Raw genomic sequence first — 15,133 nt, 5'->3', positions numbered from 1 at the left:
CAATAATTCTAGCGTATTTATCCCATATTACTGATGATAAATTTGTTGGCCTATTGTTCCTCGGAGTTTAAGCCTTGAAAGCCATTGTGATAAATCAGCATGGTAACTCAGACCTTTTTGTAGAAATTAATACGGAAAACCCCGTTGCCCGCCCAGGTCATGTGATTATCGACGTGCGGGCGACAAGCGTGAATCCAGTGGACACGAAAATTCGTCGGGGCAGCGAAGGTACGGCCGGTCTGACTTTTCCGGCAATTCTTCACATCGATGTTTCAGGGGTGGCCAGCTCCGTTGGTGCTGGTGTGACCCGCTTTAACGTAGGCGATGAAGTCTATGGCTGTTTCGGCGGCATCGTGGGGATTCCCGGTGCGCTGGCAGATCAGATGGAGGCCGATGCTGAGATGCTTGCTCTAAAACCCAAGTCGCTCTCTTTTGGCGAAGCAGCCAGCTTGCCGCTCGTGGCAATTACGGCCTGGGAGGCGCTGATCGACCGAGCCTCGATCAAACCCAATGACAACGTCTTGGTGCATGGTGGCACCGGTGGTGTTGGGCACATAGGCATTCAATTGGCCAAGGTCCTGGGGGCCAGGGTATCGACGACGGTTTCAACGCCAGAAAAAGCGGAAATTGCCCGTCAACTGGGCGCCGATGAGATTATTTTTTATAACAGCGAGACGCCCCAGGAATACAGTCAGCGAATCACCGAAGGAAAAGGATTCGATACGGTCTTCGATACCTTGGGCGGTGAGGTCTTAGAAAACTCACTGAAAGCCGCGAAGCTTAAGGGCCATGTTGTCTCGATCATCGGTTACGACAGCTACGATCTGACCGAAATGCACTTTAAGGCATTGAGACTCGACTTTGTATTCATGGCTATTTCGATCATTCATAACGAAGGCCGCAAGCACCATGGCGAGATCCTGCAAAGACTGGCCGCACTGGTTGATCGCGGCCTGGTTAAACCACTGATCGATGAGCGCCATGACTTCACTGCTACGGGTGTCAGCGCGGCACATGATCGCCTTGAGTCAGGCCGTGCCATTGGCAAAGTCGTCATTGAGCGACAGGCTTAGTCGTGCTGGGACAGGATCGTTTCCAGCAGGCCCGGAAAACGGTTACTCAAGTCTTCTCTACGCAACGAGTTCATGTGGGTCGTGCCGATGGTCTGGGTTTGAACCAAGCCGGCATCTCGCAGCACCCGAAAATGATGGGACATGGTGGACTTCGCGCGGCCACCGTCCAGGTCGCCGCAGCTGGCCTCTCCCAGCTCGGCGAGGCGCCGGACAATCTCCAGGCGTACAGGGTCGCTCAAGGCGTAAAACAGACGCTCAAGAACGAATTCGCTGAGAGGAAGGTGTTTGAAGGGGCGCATGAGCGAATCATACACGGGTTTGCTCTAGGTCAATAGTTCGAATATTATCGAACAACAGTAATAGTATCCCTCGGAGAAAAAACCTGATGTCTGCACTGTTCCAACCTTTCACGCTCAAGGATGTCTCCCTTCGCAACCGGATCGCGATTCCCCCCATGTGCATGTACTCGGCCAATGATGGCCTGATCAACGATTGGCACACTGTGCACTATGCCACCCTCGCGCGTGGCGGGGCGGGACTGGTGGTTGTCGAGGCGACCGCCGTGTCACCCGAAGGACGGATCACGCCTGGCTGCGCTGGTATCTGGAATGATGAGCTCGCTCGTGCCTTCGTGCCGGTGGTGCAATCGATCAAGGCTGCCGGCGCAGTGCCAGGTATCCAGATTGCCCACGCGGGGCGCAAGGCTAGTGCGAACCGTCCTTGGGAAGGTGACGATCATATCGGCGAGGATGATTTGCGTGGCTGGCAGACCATCGCCCCGTCGGCTGTTGCCTTTGGCGCTCATCTCGCCAAGCAGCCGAAAGCCATGACGCTGGAGGATATCGCCCGAGTGCGCGAGGATTTTGTCTCCGCCGCTCGCCGTGCACGTGAAGCCGGCTTCGAGTGGTTGGAACTGCATTTCGCCCATGGCTATCTGGCCCAGTCATTCCTCTCTGAACACTCCAACCTTCGTGACGACGCCTATGGCGGAAATTTCGATAACCGTAGCCGCTTTCTGCTGGAAACACTGGCGGCGGTTCGCGAAGTATGGCCAGAGCACTTGCCGCTGACCGCTCGTCTGGGTGTCATCGAATACGACGGTCGGGATGAACAGACCTTGTCAGAGGCTATCGAACTGACACGTCGTTTCAAGGACGGTGGATTGGACTTACTCAGCGTCAGTATCGGGTTCACCATCCCTGAATCCAACATTCCTTGGGCCCCCGGTTTCATGGGCGAAGTTACCCAGCGTGTACGGCGCGAGGCGGGGATTGCGGTGGCCTCGGCATGGGGCTTCGGCACGCCGAGCGTCGCCGAAGAAGCGGTGAAGAGTGGTCAACTGGACCTGGCGATGATTGGCCGGGCGCACCTGGGCAATCCCAACTGGTCCTATTCAGCCGCCCAGGCGCTGGGTGTAGAGCGTGCTGCCTGGACCCTGCCCGCTCCCTATGCCCATTGGCTTGAACGCTACAGGTGATCCCGCCGGAGCGAGGGCGCTCGCATGGCCTTAGGGCTATCAACTTGGTCGAATGCCCAAGCGGGCAAGATTGTTGTCGCGCTCTCACCCGGATTCAGGTTTTTGGCCGCATGGCCGGCATGGACATCTTCGATACTCCGTGCCAGCCAATGCGCTCCCTCTTTATATCGCACACAGACAGGAGGTTTGATGACCACCCCTCTGACACTGATTGCCACCTTGGTCGCCAAGGCCGGCTTCGAAGCCGAGTTCGAGCAAACGCTGCAGGGCCTGCAAGGCCCAAGCCGAGGCGAAGCGGACTGTATCCAGTACGACTTCCATCGTGATGCCGAGCAGGCTCGCACTTTCCACATGATCGAGCAGTGGCGGGACGAAGCGGCGCTGACTGATCACGAAGCGACACCGCATTTTCAGGCAGCGCTCCCTTTCATCGAACGTGCTGCTGAAAAGCTCACCATCACGAAAATGTATCGCATCTCCTGAGGATCTTCGAATGAAAGCCATTGCACACTTCAAATGCCTGCCTATTGAACATCCCGACGCCTTGGTGGAGATCGATATTCCCGAGCCAGTGCCGGGGCCGCGCGACTTGCTCGTAGAGGTAAAGGCCGTATCGGTCAATCCTGTCGATACCAAGGTGCGGCAGGGCTACGTACCGCACGAGGACGAAAGCCAGCCGCGCATCCTCGGTTGGGACGCTGCCGGCGTGGTCAAGTCGGTCGGCAGCGACGTGACGCTATTCAAGCCCGGTGACAAGGTCTGGTACGCCGGATCGCTGATCCGCCCGGGCAGCAACAGTGAGCTGCAACTGGTGGACGAGCGTATCGTCGGCTCAATGCCCCAGTCGCTGGATTTCAGCAAGGCTGCGGCATTGCCACTGACTTCCTTGACCGCTTGGGAATTACTGTTTGATCGCCTCGGTGTTGCACGCGATACCACCGACCGGGGCGAAACGCTGCTGATCATCGGCGCTGCAGGCGGGGTGGGTTCAATCCTGACTCAGCTGGCGCGTCAGCTAACCGGGTTGACGATCATTGGTACGGCTTCGCGCCCTGAAACCCAGACCTGGGTCACCGAGCTTGGTGCGCATCATGTCATCGACCATACCAAGCCACTCAGCGAGGAGCTCAAGCGCATCGGTATCGCACAAGTCAGCCATGTCGCTAGCCTGACCCAGACCGATCGGCACTACGAGCAAATCATCGAATCACTGAAGCCTCAGGGCAAGCTGGGCCTGATCGATGACCCGGCCACGCTGGACGCCGTACCGCTCAAGCGCAAGAGCCTGTCGTTGCACTGGGAGCTGATGTACACCCGCTCGCTTTACGAGACAGAGGACATGCAGGAGCAGCACAACATCCTCAACGAAGTTTCGCGGCGCATTGATGCGGGTGACTTGCGCACCACCGTTGGCGACAACTACGGGCGCATCAGCGCAGAAAATCTTCGTCGTGCCCATGCTCTGCTGGAAAGCGGCAAGGCGAAGGGCAAGGTCGTGCTGGAAGGCTTCTAAGAGGGTGTAGACAAACCCGCCGCCCCATTCGTTTTAATGCGATTTGACCACGCCACACTACAAGGCTGGTCGCGGATGGGCTGGCTGGGGCAACGTCTTGGGCTGCGGGCCAAAATTCTGCTGTTATTGGCGGAGGGATTAACGCCCAAAGAGGTCAGCCATCAGTTCCAGGTCTCAGCGCCCGCAGCGCTTGCCAAGCTCTTCAAGTGGAACAAGACGACTGAGTCCATCATTAGCTCTGTAAACAAAAACAAAGCTGGGAATTCACCGCTCATGACAATAGTTAGAGAAGCGGAAGGCTATAGCTTACAAAAACACGATTCTGATCTACGCTACGAGCCGCTTCGCTGTTGGACTTGCCGTTACGCCAGCCGAACCCGACGCCTTTGAGCGCCCCCGACTGAAGGACGTAGTCCAGACTAATGTCTCTTTCCCATTCCTTTTGGTTGTCGCCTGACGTAGTTTTAATGTTATCGCCGGAGAGGTACATGACCGATCCTTTCAGGCCAGGGACACCCAGAGCGGCGAAGTCGTAAGCATACTGACCGAAAGCTGTGCGCTCGCCTGCGCGGGTGAAAGTTTGGATCAGGCGGTCGGTATACAGATACAGGCTTGCTCCACCGGCGCCCTTGTCTACCAGGCTACCCTGGCTGAGTTGAGTGAAGTTGCTGCCGTCCGACACACTTTGGTACCCCGCAGTAATCGCGTGGCCACCTAGTGTATAAATCAACGCGGCACTCCAGGTACGGTTGTCGATCTCTCCATCACCGTTTTTGGTGTAGCCACTCATTCTGTAGCCTGACGTACCGGAGCTATTTGCACCTGACGAGTCAGTTTTGAAGTAGCGCAGGTCGGTTTTAAGGGACTGATTGTCCGAGAGAGCAAGGGTGTGAATTAATCCCAAAAAATGCTGTGTATAGTAATTATCGAGGCTGGCGTAGTAGTACTGAGCTGTCAGATCCTTGGTGACGTTCCAATCGCCCCCGGCGAAGTCAAACTGATTGCTTTCGCGCGTACCACCAGCAACGGCCAACCCCGTCTGATCGCTCGAACCACGTCCTGTTGCGTGTTCGATCCGACCTCCAGTCAAGGTCAGCCCCTTGAACTCGCTCGAGGTGATTTGACCGCCCTCGAAGGTTTGTGGAAGCACGCGCCCATCGTTGGCGACCAGAATGGGGAGTTTTGGAATCAAGGTGCCGTAGCGAAGTTCAGTTTTCGACATTTTGACTTTTCCGGTCAGCCCCAGCCGGCTCCACTCGTCAACGGCACGGTTGTCACTGTCAGAAGGCATCATGCTGCTGCCGACATGCCGTCCTTGGCCGCTGTCCAGTGTAACCCCCAGCAACCCGAGGCCATCGACACCAAAGCCAACCATGCCGTCGGTATAGCCCGATTTGAAGTCCAGCATGAAACCCTGCGCCCATTCTTCGGTTCTGGAAGGGGCGGCAATGCCATCGCGGTTGTCGTTATTGAAGTAGAAGTTTCTCATTCCCAAGGTGGCTTTACTATCACTTAGGAAGTCAGCATGCGCCTGGGCACTCAGGGTGATACTAAGAAACACCGAACTTGCAGCAATTTTCTTTCTGCTCACTTATATAGCGCTCCATTTGTTATTTTCAAGTAATAGAAGCAACGCAAAATTTTCCAGGTGCGCGTTTTTATTATTCTTAATATCCTGCTAAACACGAGAAATCGACGATACCTAGCCCCTCCTGCATCAAGTTAATATTGTTAATGCAAGTTCCAAAGTCGCTCATCGCACCTGTTTCTGTTATGCAGCGCGATAGCGTTAGAGCCGATTGTGTGAGAAAGGCGCAGGGATTGCCTTGCCTGGGGAAATGGAGTTCTGCGTTGGGGTCTGAAAATTTATCTTATCGTCTGAATTTCAGGACTGGGGCCGGACACAATTGTCGGTCGAGTATCTAAAGGCTCAGCGGGCTGACCTGACGACTGTCCTCAATAGCAACCCGCGGAGCGCCGATCACGACGCCCAAGGCCCAGACTGCGGTGTAATCATCTGCGACAGGTACCGAGACGGACGACGAACATGGCGGTTCCCCGCAATGCCGCCTACGCTTGTTGGATGGTCCCCATGCTTTTGCTCAGGCGATGTATCGGGTTGGAACGATCTGATTTATTTTGACCGTCCGCTCAATGCCAATCCGGACCTGCCCGCGCGTATTGCCAGCAACTGGCCCCGCACTCCGGTCGACCCGACCAGCATGTACGGCGCAACGGGCGAAGACTACACCCATTACCCCACCTGTCGTTCCCAAGCGACCGATGCCTCAGCACCTCTTAAACAGGCGCTGTTCACGTTTCTCCCATTGAGGAAGATGAGTATGTATCGGCCGAGTACGATTCCTTATCAGCAGCACCGAGGGTTCAGCCGAACCTTCACTCAGGGGCATTTGAGCCTTGGATTGTTCTTTCCTTTGGAGGCCTTCGATGGGGACACTCCGAGCATGCTCAACCAGGTCGAATTGGCCAAACGAGCGGAGGCGCTGGGCTTCTGCGCACTCTGGTTTCGCGACGTGCCTCTTCGGGACCCTGGCTTCGGCGATGTTGGCCAACTGTTCGACCCTTGGGTTTACCTGGGCTACATGGCTGCCCATACGTCGGAGATAGCGCTTGGCACCGCATCCATTGCCATCCCTGTACACCATCCTTTGCACACGGCCAAGGCATCAGCTAGCGTTGATCAGTTGAGCGCAGGTCGCTTGATACTGGGGGTCGCCTCTGGCGATCGTCCTGTGGAGTTTTCGGCTTTCGGCGTCGATCCCGAAAGGCGCGGAGAAATCTTTCGGGAGCACTACGAGGTGATTCGCAGAGCCCACAGCACCAGCTTTGAGCCCATTCGCTGGAGCGGTGGTGAGATGCGGGGCGCAGACCTCATTCCGAAACCCACAACCCAAGTCATTCCAATGTTCGTGACCGGCAATAGCCGCCAGTCACTGGATTGGATCGCGCGCGAAAGCGTCGGATGGATCAACTATCCACGCATTCCGAACATGCAGCGAATGATCGTGGAAGATTGGCGGCAGGAGGTCATGAAGCAATGTGGCCCCGTCTATAAGCCCTTCACTCAGTCGCTCTACATCGACCTCGATGAGAACCCGTCTACGCCGCCCACTCGCATTCATTTGGGGTTCAAACTTGGACGCTACCATCTCCGTTTTTTGCTGGAGTCGCTTGAGGAGATCGGAGTGGACCACGTTATCCTGAATCTCAAATACGGAAAGCGCCCTGCTGCGGAAGTCATAGAGGAGCTGGGTACTCACATCGTTCCGCAATTCGGAGTACAGCCGCGCCCTGAAGCGAATTGATACGCCGGCCGCTTCCATGCCGGCCGAGGTGGTGCGGTTCAACAGGTTGAATCATCAGGTCGATACCTGAGCAAGGAATATCGGTTGCAACGGCTCTTCGAGCAGGTCATTTGCCGTGGCGGTGAAGCGCTGCTACCAATGCATCGAAATACGCGCAACCACCCTCACCCGATGAGTGAAATCAGAACCCTTCGAGAACGATCTTGCCCCGGGCTTTGCCGCTTTCAACCAGTGCATGGGCACGACGCATGTTTGCCGCATTGATTGCACCGAAGTGCTCGCCCACAGTGGTTTGCTGGCCGGACAGTCATGAAGCTGCAGCCCGGTTTCCATGAACTTGGACCGATGAACATTTCCACGCCATCAGCCGTCGGACCTGCAGCAGAACATATTAACGGCCTGCCTATGAACATATGACATGGCCCATAAGTAAAATCATGTATATAGGAACGTAACTCACACCTGAGTCACCGGTACCTGAAACCAGCTTTTGCCGCTAATGACCAGATTCCAAAGAAATCATTAGCATCCACGCCCTATCGCCTCGGTTCTTGAGGTTTGAGCTTGCTGCAACCCCCATCCACAGACATAAACACCAGAATGGCTGAGCAATGGGGCTGATCCTGTTGACCTATTGAGTGCCTGGGAGCGTGAACAGCTCGAAGGTTTGCTCGCCGCGCTCTGAGCCTGGACGCAAAAGCACGTTACCATTGCCAACTTAGACGCAATGGAGACCACACATGAGAAAGCCACCTATGAAAATCATGATCGAAGAATGGGATGGTGATGGTGCAATTCGAATTCCCGATGAGGCTTTGCAGGAGCTCGAACTGGATGTCGGCGACGCTGTGTACCTGATAGAAGAATTTGTCGGCAACACGCGCTGCCTCGTCCTATCAAAAAAGCCTCAAATCGCAGATCGAATAGACGAGCTTACAGAAGCCTGGGATAACGAACAGCACGGTAGCGCCGAAGGCAAATGAGGAGAAAATCAAACGTTTCGTGGAACCAGCACATCTGGCTAATACGTATCTATCAACCGAACTTCTGAGCGCTAACCTGACGAACGCCTGATGCACTTGGCCTTTATTCTTGCAGGTGTCGGGTAAAAATTTGACGCTGCAACAGCTTCAGAGAGGCAGGCCACATATGTGTTACCCGGAGCTGGCATCGTGTCGTGCACGAACACACGGTTGCTACTAGCATTAGCGCCCTCTCCTACTCGACCTCCATCGCCTCAATCCAACTCCACAGCGACAGGAATCGCAATGGACTCATTCCGCATTCAACCAGGCCGTGAAATCCCGTGATGACGCAGTTTGCGATACAGCGTATTGCGGCTGATTCCCAGGCGAGCGGCAACGCGGGCGATATGCCAATGTTCCGCCTCAATCAACGTCAGCAGCGTCTGCCGCTCAGAAACTCCAAGCGGATTTTCGGCCAGCGCGGCTGTCGCTGGCGTTGCCGGCAGCAACTCCGCCAGGTCGTCCAGAGTGACCCGCCCCTCCAACGCCAACGCTACCAGTGTGCGCAGACACGTACGCAGCTGCCGGACATTGCCTGGCCAGGGATGGGTCAACAAGCGTTCTCTAACTCCAGCATCCAGCCGAATTCTTGCACCTTTTGTCTCTTCGCGCAGTAGAAGGTCGAGCAACCGGCCCTTGTCTGAACGCTCACGCAGCGGCGGGAGCTGCACGGCGAACCCGGCGATGCGGTAAAACAGATCTTCGCGAAAGCGCCCATCGGCGACACAGGCGTGCAGATCCTGGTGGCTGGCACTGATCAGGCGTACGTCGAGCGGACGGGCCGTCGCGCCGCCTAGCGGCACCACCTGACGTTCCTCCAGCACACGCAGCAGGCGAGTCTGCAGCGCCAGTGGCATATCGGCGATCTCATCGAGAAACAGAATGCCGCCATGGGCCTGCTCCAGCTTGCCGATCATCCCGTCCTTGCGTGCGCCGGTGAAGCTGCCACCGCGATAGCCGAACAGCTCGCTCTCGATCAGCGTCTCTGGAATGGCCGCGCAATTGATCGCCACAAACGGCTGGCTCGCTCTGGAGCTGGCGCGATGCAGTGCCGCAGAAAAAGCTTCTTTGCCGGTACCGGTTTCGCCTTGTAAAAACACCGGCACGTCACGCTCCAGAACGCGCAATGCGCGAGCAAAGCCCCGTTGCAGGCGCGGGTCTTCCAGACACACGTGCACGTCGTCGATGTTGGGGATTGCAGGCATGACTAAAGGCACTTGGCGCAAGGGTTCGCGCAACTGTCCGTAGAGCAGCCGTCCGTCCACAAGCCGCATTGGCCAACAGACGCTCGGCTGAGTGCTGGCCTGACTCATCACCTGATCGATAGGCGTTTCCAGCAGCATCGTCAGTGATAGCCCAACCACCTGCTCACGGCTGAGGCCCAGCAGATCCAGCGCAGCCTGATTGACTGAACAGACTCGGGCACTCTCGTCGAAACTGAGCAGACCTTCGCCTAACAGCCCAACGAAGCCCGCCTCAGGGTGGAAGCGCAGCAAGTACCGCTGCGGATCATGCCCCAGGAAATAACAGCTCTCGATCAAATTGGCTGTCAGGTTGGTCAATGCCATGGCTTTGAAGTGCTGCTGAAGACTTTGTTCTTCTCGCACAGAAGAGAGGTTGAGAACGGCGAGCAACTCTCCACTCGCATCGAATATCGGGCTGGCCGAACACGTCAAGCCGACGTGCTTGCCACGGAAATGTTCATCACGACGGATGGTGACGTGCTGTCGCTCGACCAGGCAGGTGCCGACACCGTTGGTACCCTCGCAATCCTCGCTCCATACGGAGCCGAGCCACAGTCCGGAACGCTGGAACTCGGCTCGCTCGGATTCATTGAACACACTGTCGATCGCCACACCGCGAGCATCGGTGAGTAGCACCACGTGGCCGTCACGCCCGAGTTGCTGGTGCAAACTGCTCATCTGCCAGTGCGCCACGGAGATGATGTGTTCCAGGGGCGCGCGGTGATCCTGTAAACGTGGGTGCTCAACTACATTGGGCGCGCGGCGGCTGGCGGGATCGAGCTGATGCTGATCCAGGCATCGACGCCAGGACCGTGTGATAGCCAGGTCAGCGGCAGGGCCGTGGCTGGCGATAGTGCCCTGCACGGCTTGTAGCACTTGTTGTGCATGGGCGTTGATCAAGGCCGGCTTCATTGTTCTTGTTCTCCGTTACGGTCAAGACACGGGGCTGTTCGCAGCTTATATGAAAAGATCGCAATGAGCGCTTTTTGTACCGAGTGACACTCTGTCATCCGCCATTCCCGCAATCGTGACATAGATCCGGGTCGAAACCTGAGCAGTACTGCGCCAGCCGCTCTGCTACGGGGCTCTCAGGAACATGGCCCGAGCCTTGCTCAAGGGCAAGTTGTTACAAAAACAACAAGAACGGGAGAAGCCATGAACATCGCTATCGAAACACCTCTGCAAACGCCAACTCATCAGCTCGCGGCTTGGGTCGAAAACCTCAACGCGTGTCTCGCTCAACGTGATCTGGACGGCGCGCTCGAACTATTCGCCGAAGAGTGTTACTGGCGCGACCTGCTGCTTTTCAGCTGGAACCTGGTGACCCTGGAAGGCAAGCCTGCCATCCGGGACATGCTCGAAACACGCCTGGACCAGACTCGTCCTGAGCAATGGAAAGTGGAAGGTGAAGCGACGCTCAATAACGGTGTGCTCGAAGGTTGGATCAGCCTGGAGACAGAAGCGGCGCGAGGTAAAGGCTACGTGCGCCTGAAGGAAGGCCTGTGCTGGACGCTGCTGACGACCATGCGTGAACTCAAAGGTTTTGAAGAACCCAGTGGCCGCCGTCGGCCGATGGGCGCCAGTCATGGTCACGCCCACGCCGACAAACGCAACTGGCTGGAGCGTCGACGCGATGAAGAAGCTTCGCTAGGTTTCACCACCCAGCCCTATTGCCTGATCGTGGGCGGCGGCCAAGGGGGGCTGGGACTCGCTGCGCGACTCAAGCGAATGGGCGTGCCAACCCTGATCGTCGATAAGGCCGATCGTCCTGGCGATCAGTGGCGCGGCCGCTACAAGTCGCTGTGCCTGCACGACCCTGTCTGGTATGACCATATGCCTTACCTGCCCTTCCCCGATCACTGGCCGGTCTTCACCCCAAAAGACCAGATTGGCGACTGGCTGGAAATGTACACCAAAGTCATGGAGCTCAATTATTGGCCGCGTACAGAATGCGTGAGCGCCAGCTTTGACGAGCAAAGTGGCACCTGGAATGTTGAAGTGCAGCGCGATGGCGAGCGTGTAACTTTACAGCCGACCCAGTTGATCCTCGCCACCGGCATGTCTGGCGTACCCAATGTTCCTGTTTATCCGGGTGCCGGGGATTTCAATGGCCAGCAGCATCACTCCAGTCGCCATCCCGGTGGAGACGCCTGGAGCGGCAAGCGCGCAGTGGTCATCGGTGCGAACAATTCGGCTCACGATATCTGCGCCGATCTGGTGGAGAACGGCGCCGAGGTGACCATGGTGCAACGCTCGAGCACCCACATCGTGCGTTCCGACAGTTTGATGGATCTGGTCTTCGGCGGGCTCTACTCGGAAGACGCCCTGGAGACGGGGTTGACCACGGACAAGGCTGACATGCTGTTTGCCTCGATCCCCTACAAGGTAATGCCCAGTTTTCATCAACCCGTCTTTGACGCGATCAAGGAGCGTGACAAGGACTTCTACGGGCGCTTGTCCGAGGCTGGCTTCATGCTCGACTTCGGTGACGACGACTCTGGTCTGTTCATGAAATACGTGCGCCGTGGCTCTGGTTACTACATCGACGTCGGTGCCTCGGAACTGATCGCCAACGGCACGATCAAGCTCAAGAGCGCGCCTGGCCTGGGTGTCGAACGCATCGAAACAGATGCCGTCGTACTCAACGATGGCAGCCGACTACCGGCAGATCTGATCGTCTACGCCACGGGCTATGGCTCAATGAATGGGTGGGCGGCGAAGCTGATTTCCCAGGAAGTGGCTGACAAGGTCGGCCGCTGCTGGGGCTTGGGTTCTGAAACCACGAATGATCCTGGCCCGTACGAGGGCGAACTGCGGAACATGTGGAAGCCAACACAGCAGGAAAACCTCTGGTTCCACGGTGGCAACCTGCATCAGTCACGGCACTATTCGCTGTATCTGGCGCTGCAGTTGAAGGCGCGCTTCGAAGGCATCGACACCTCCGTCTACGGCCTTGCCGAGAGTCACCACACTGGCTGAGTCAAATGGCGCCCAGCCTTTGGTTGGGCGCCTTTCCACAATGTCCCGGACGCATTCCGGACGAAGCGCTACAGGAGCTTTCGAGCGTGGATAGCTGGATCAAGATCGATCCCGGGGATGACCTGGTAACCGGTCAGCTTGAGGCGAAACCATCCATCCTCAACCTCAAATGGATCCAGAACATTTTCATAGTTGTTCTTTCGTGCGTTCATCAAAGTGCATGCCAATCGGTAGTTATGCCACTCATAAACGTCTTGCCAGGCAAGCGACTTGGGCAGCATGTGGTCAACCGATGCTCCACCCGTAACGGGCTCGATATAAATACAGACGTAGGCACAGAGTCGGTTATACGCCTCCATCAACTCTGGCAATGCCTCTGTCCATATCGCCGGAAATTTATCCGCCGGTATTGCGTCTCTTGCCTGGGCTACGACCTTTCTTGGTCGTCCCGCACGCTTGGGCAAGTCCGCCTCTCCTACCAGCTCAGCTATAGCCCGAAGCCCTGGCTGTCTAACATTCACATCGAAATTTTGCGGTTCGTCCGCCCGCTCCACTTTGAAAATGATTTCTCTTGCTGGCGGTACCCGATAACGTTCATAGGCTACTTGATGCTCTCGCCACGTCCAGACCAGAAGATAAGCCAGCGCCGCAATACGCCGCATCCCTGCCGAGGCGAGAGTCAAAGGCACGTCTTGTCCATAAGCCATTCTGAGAGAGGGAATCTCCCTGACGCTCTCTCCCACACGCATTGGAGCACCGGGGGTCAACTTCTCTATGCCCGAAGGCGAGAGTGCGTCTAACACCTTTACCAGATCGTCAAAGGCGGGCTTGCCTCCTTCTTGCCACAAAACCCAATCGCTGATCAGGCCATTGCACAATTGGGTCTTGCCATCGCTGGACAGCAATCCATTCCATACTGCGTCGGGTGAAAAATCAAAACTGCGAGGACGGTTTGGCGCGGGGGCTTCCCCTGTATCGCTCTTCCAATAATTTCGTGCCGGATCCCAGACCGAGAAACTTCCGTCTACGCCCGCATAGATCACGACGCCAGGAATCTCTGGACGACTTTGCTTGACCGACCATTGCTGCGTCTCATGATCGAAGCGGCTTTTGAAGGAGAAATCGCCAGTACTGCCTTCATAGCAGTAAGTGATATTGGATTGCTCGGAATTTTTACGAGGAGTAGCAATTGCTTCTCTCGACCAGGTACGCGTCAACGACCACCACGCAATATCCAACACAAAACTTTTACCCAGGCCATTGTCACCGGTTAGAAAATTAAGGCGCGATTTGAAGTCAATTACCAGCCGCTCCGCAGGGCCAACGCCTTCAAGGGTGAGGCTTTTTAGCATGGGCTGTGTCTCCAACCGTTCGGACGTCATGAATTAGGCAGTACTTCATGCCTAAATAATGCTCGGATGTGCCTGGTAGGCTTCGATTATTGCCTATTAGGCACTTGTGCCTAGCGCCTCAAGTGACCTTTTTGAGGGAACGCAAGCGGCTCCATATGGCTCGCCACTGAGCCCATGGACATGCGCGCTGGTACCGAAACCGCCTTGGCGCGGGTGGTTTCGGTGTTCGGTGCGGCGCAGCCGCACTGTGCTTATTTGTTCGCCAATCGCCGCGCCAATCGCATGAAAGTGTTGGTGCATGACGGGGTGGGTATCTGGCTCATCGTTCTTATGTCTGGGCCTACGCCACCAGCCAATTTTCGGACTTGGCGGCGGTCGTTTATGACTTCAGCCCCAGCCGCGCAGGCGAACACGCCCGCAATTTTCTGGATGCTGGAAAGGCAAGTTGGTCTGCGACGATTTCGGCGGCTACAAGGCCAGTTTTGAACTCGGCGTGACCGAGATCGGCTGCATGGCCCATGCGCGGCGCAAATTTTTCGAGCTGCACGCCACGCACAAAAGCCAAACGGCGGAACAAGCCTTGCGATACATCCAGATGCTGTACGAAATCGAGCGTGAAGTCCGCGATCTGGAACCGGATTTACGTCGCTTAATAAGGCAAGAAAAAGCCGTGCCGGTAATGGAAGCGCTACATGCCTGGATGATCGCCCAGCGCCAGATCGTACATGATGGTTCGGCTATCGCTAGAGCTTTGGATTACAGCCTGAAACGCTGGGCAGCGCTATCGCGCTATCTGGATGACGGGGCCGTACCCATTGACAACAACTGGGCTGAAAACCAAATCCGACCTTGGGCGTTAGGTCGCAAGAACTGGTTATTTGCGGGTTCACTACGCAGCGGAAAACGGGCGGCGGCGGTCATGAGTTTGATCCAATCGGCACGGCTAAATGGACACGATCCGTATGCCTATTTTAAGGACGTTCTCAAGCGACTGCCAACGCAGCGGGCGAGTGAGATGGGGGGCTGCTGCCGCATAAGTGGCAATTGTTTTAATCCCGCAAGGCATGATGCCTGGCCGCACACGACCGGGGAGATATCCGTAGTAACTACATCGTTACCGCCGAATGACACCAATGCTTGCATG

Annotated in this window: 12 protein-coding genes and 3 pseudogenes; 10 read left to right on the top strand and 5 right to left on the bottom strand. The window is 56.4% G+C overall.

Going from position 1 to position 15,133, the window contains the following annotated elements; all coding sequences use genetic code 11:
- The first annotated feature begins 74 nt into the window (after positions 1-74).
- A complete protein-coding gene (locus J2W17_RS05020) occupies positions 75-1,073 on the top strand; it encodes a zinc-dependent alcohol dehydrogenase family protein (protein ID WP_307330167.1) in 999 nt (332 codons plus the stop codon).
- Here the strand turns inward: J2W17_RS05020 and J2W17_RS05015 are convergent.
- A complete protein-coding gene (locus tag J2W17_RS05015) occupies positions 1,070-1,372 on the bottom strand; it encodes an ArsR/SmtB family transcription factor (protein ID WP_064680709.1) in 303 nt (100 codons plus the stop codon). The two genes, J2W17_RS05020 and J2W17_RS05015, sit on opposite strands and share 4 nt — an antisense overlap.
- Positions 1,373-1,458: 86 nt before the next feature.
- Between J2W17_RS05015 and J2W17_RS05010 the strand changes: the two genes are divergently transcribed.
- The 3 genes from J2W17_RS05010 (at position 1,459) to J2W17_RS05000 (ending at position 4,063) form a co-directional block, all read left to right on the top strand.
- Positions 1,459-2,550, top strand: a complete 1,092-nt coding sequence (locus J2W17_RS05010) for an NADH:flavin oxidoreductase/NADH oxidase (protein WP_084322895.1) — start codon at positions 1,459-1,461, stop codon at positions 2,548-2,550.
- Between the two features lie 189 nt (positions 2,551-2,739).
- The gene (locus tag J2W17_RS05005; RefSeq protein WP_307330157.1) at positions 2,740-3,033 is read left to right on the top strand and encodes a putative quinol monooxygenase; all 294 of its coding nucleotides are present in this window, start codon (positions 2,740-2,742) and stop codon (positions 3,031-3,033) included.
- A 10-nt stretch (positions 3,034-3,043) separates the two neighbouring features.
- Positions 3,044-4,063, top strand: coding sequence for a zinc-binding alcohol dehydrogenase family protein (locus J2W17_RS05000; RefSeq protein WP_307330153.1), 1,020 nt, complete (start codon positions 3,044-3,046; stop codon positions 4,061-4,063).
- Between the two features lie 283 nt (positions 4,064-4,346).
- On the opposite strand, the gene J2W17_RS04995 is transcribed toward J2W17_RS05000, so the two are convergent.
- Entirely contained in the window at positions 4,347-5,654 is a 1,308-nt protein-coding gene (locus J2W17_RS04995) for an OprD family porin (RefSeq protein ID WP_307330150.1), read from the bottom strand.
- Positions 5,655-6,405: 751 nt separating this feature from the next.
- Here J2W17_RS04995 and J2W17_RS04990 point away from each other — a divergent pair.
- The gene (locus tag J2W17_RS04990; RefSeq protein WP_307330962.1) at positions 6,406-7,389 is read left to right on the top strand and encodes an LLM class oxidoreductase; all 984 of its coding nucleotides are present in this window, start codon (positions 6,406-6,408) and stop codon (positions 7,387-7,389) included.
- A 181-nt stretch (positions 7,390-7,570) separates the two neighbouring features.
- Here the strand turns inward: J2W17_RS04990 and J2W17_RS04985 are convergent.
- A pseudogene (locus J2W17_RS04985) lies at positions 7,571-7,684 on the bottom strand (zinc-binding alcohol dehydrogenase family protein); the annotation flags it as partial.
- Between the two features lie 309 nt (positions 7,685-7,993).
- Here J2W17_RS04985 and J2W17_RS31245 point away from each other — a divergent pair.
- Both J2W17_RS31245 and J2W17_RS04980 read left to right on the top strand, forming a co-directional pair.
- The gene (locus J2W17_RS31245; protein WP_444965458.1) at positions 7,994-8,074 is read left to right on the top strand and encodes a hypothetical protein; all 81 of its coding nucleotides are present in this window, start codon (positions 7,994-7,996) and stop codon (positions 8,072-8,074) included.
- 55 nt (positions 8,075-8,129) lie between these two features.
- Positions 8,130-8,372: an AbrB/MazE/SpoVT family DNA-binding domain-containing protein gene (locus J2W17_RS04980; RefSeq protein WP_307330147.1), complete on the top strand. Its 243-nt coding sequence runs from the start codon at positions 8,130-8,132 to the stop codon at positions 8,370-8,372.
- 302 nt (positions 8,373-8,674) lie between these two features.
- Here J2W17_RS04980 and J2W17_RS04975 read toward each other — a convergent pair whose 3' ends face one another.
- Entirely contained in the window at positions 8,675-10,570 is a 1,896-nt protein-coding gene (locus J2W17_RS04975) for a sigma-54-dependent Fis family transcriptional regulator (protein WP_307330144.1), read from the bottom strand.
- 243 nt (positions 10,571-10,813) lie between these two features.
- Between J2W17_RS04975 and J2W17_RS04970 the strand changes: the two genes are divergently transcribed.
- On the top strand, positions 10,814-12,637 hold the full coding sequence (locus J2W17_RS04970) for an NAD(P)/FAD-dependent oxidoreductase (RefSeq protein WP_307330141.1): 1,824 nt from the start codon (positions 10,814-10,816) through the stop codon (positions 12,635-12,637).
- A gap of 68 nt (positions 12,638-12,705) precedes the next feature.
- Here the strand turns inward: J2W17_RS04970 and J2W17_RS04965 are convergent, their stop codons facing one another.
- Positions 12,706-13,989, bottom strand: a complete 1,284-nt coding sequence (locus J2W17_RS04965) for an AAA family ATPase (RefSeq protein ID WP_307330138.1) — start codon at positions 13,987-13,989, stop codon at positions 12,706-12,708.
- Between the two features lie 174 nt (positions 13,990-14,163).
- Between J2W17_RS04965 and J2W17_RS04960 the strand changes: the two are divergent.
- Positions 14,164-14,253, top strand: a pseudogene (locus J2W17_RS04960) (IS66 family insertion sequence element accessory protein TnpB); the annotation flags it as partial.
- Between the two features lie 56 nt (positions 14,254-14,309).
- Positions 14,310-15,042 (top strand): annotated as a pseudogene (tnpC, locus tag J2W17_RS04955) (IS66 family transposase); the annotation flags it as partial.
- Between the last annotated feature and the right edge of the window lie 91 nt (positions 15,043-15,133).

It is taken from the genome of Pseudomonas lini (genome assembly GCF_030812475.1).
Taxonomy (GTDB): Bacteria; Pseudomonadota; Gammaproteobacteria; order Pseudomonadales; family Pseudomonadaceae; genus Aquipseudomonas; species Aquipseudomonas lini_A.
Note: the sequence above shows the minus strand (reverse complement) of the source record. Positions and strands in the feature narration are given on the sequence as shown.

Bases quoted from the DNA above. Each gene is read 5' to 3' on its own strand.
- J2W17_RS04970 (WP_307330141.1), top strand. From the start codon at position 10,814: ATGAACATCGCTATCGAAACACCTCTGCAAACGCCAACTCATCAGCTC.
- J2W17_RS04975 (WP_307330144.1), bottom strand. From the start codon at position 10,570: ATGAAGCCGGCCTTGATCAACGCCCATGCACAACAAGTGCTACAAGCC.
- J2W17_RS04980 (WP_307330147.1), top strand. From the start codon at position 8,130: ATGAGAAAGCCACCTATGAAAATCATGATCGAAGAATGGGATGGTGAT.
- J2W17_RS05005 (WP_307330157.1), top strand. From the start codon at position 2,740: ATGACCACCCCTCTGACACTGATTGCCACCTTGGTCGCCAAGGCCGGC.
- J2W17_RS04965 (WP_307330138.1), bottom strand. From the start codon at position 13,989: ATGCTAAAAAGCCTCACCCTTGAAGGCGTTGGCCCTGCGGAGCGGCTG.
- J2W17_RS05015 (WP_064680709.1), bottom strand. From the start codon at position 1,372: ATGCGCCCCTTCAAACACCTTCCTCTCAGCGAATTCGTTCTTGAGCGT.
- J2W17_RS04990 (WP_307330962.1), top strand. From the start codon at position 6,406: ATGTATCGGCCGAGTACGATTCCTTATCAGCAGCACCGAGGGTTCAGC.
- J2W17_RS05000 (WP_307330153.1), top strand. From the start codon at position 3,044: ATGAAAGCCATTGCACACTTCAAATGCCTGCCTATTGAACATCCCGAC.
- J2W17_RS05010 (WP_084322895.1), top strand. From the start codon at position 1,459: ATGTCTGCACTGTTCCAACCTTTCACGCTCAAGGATGTCTCCCTTCGC.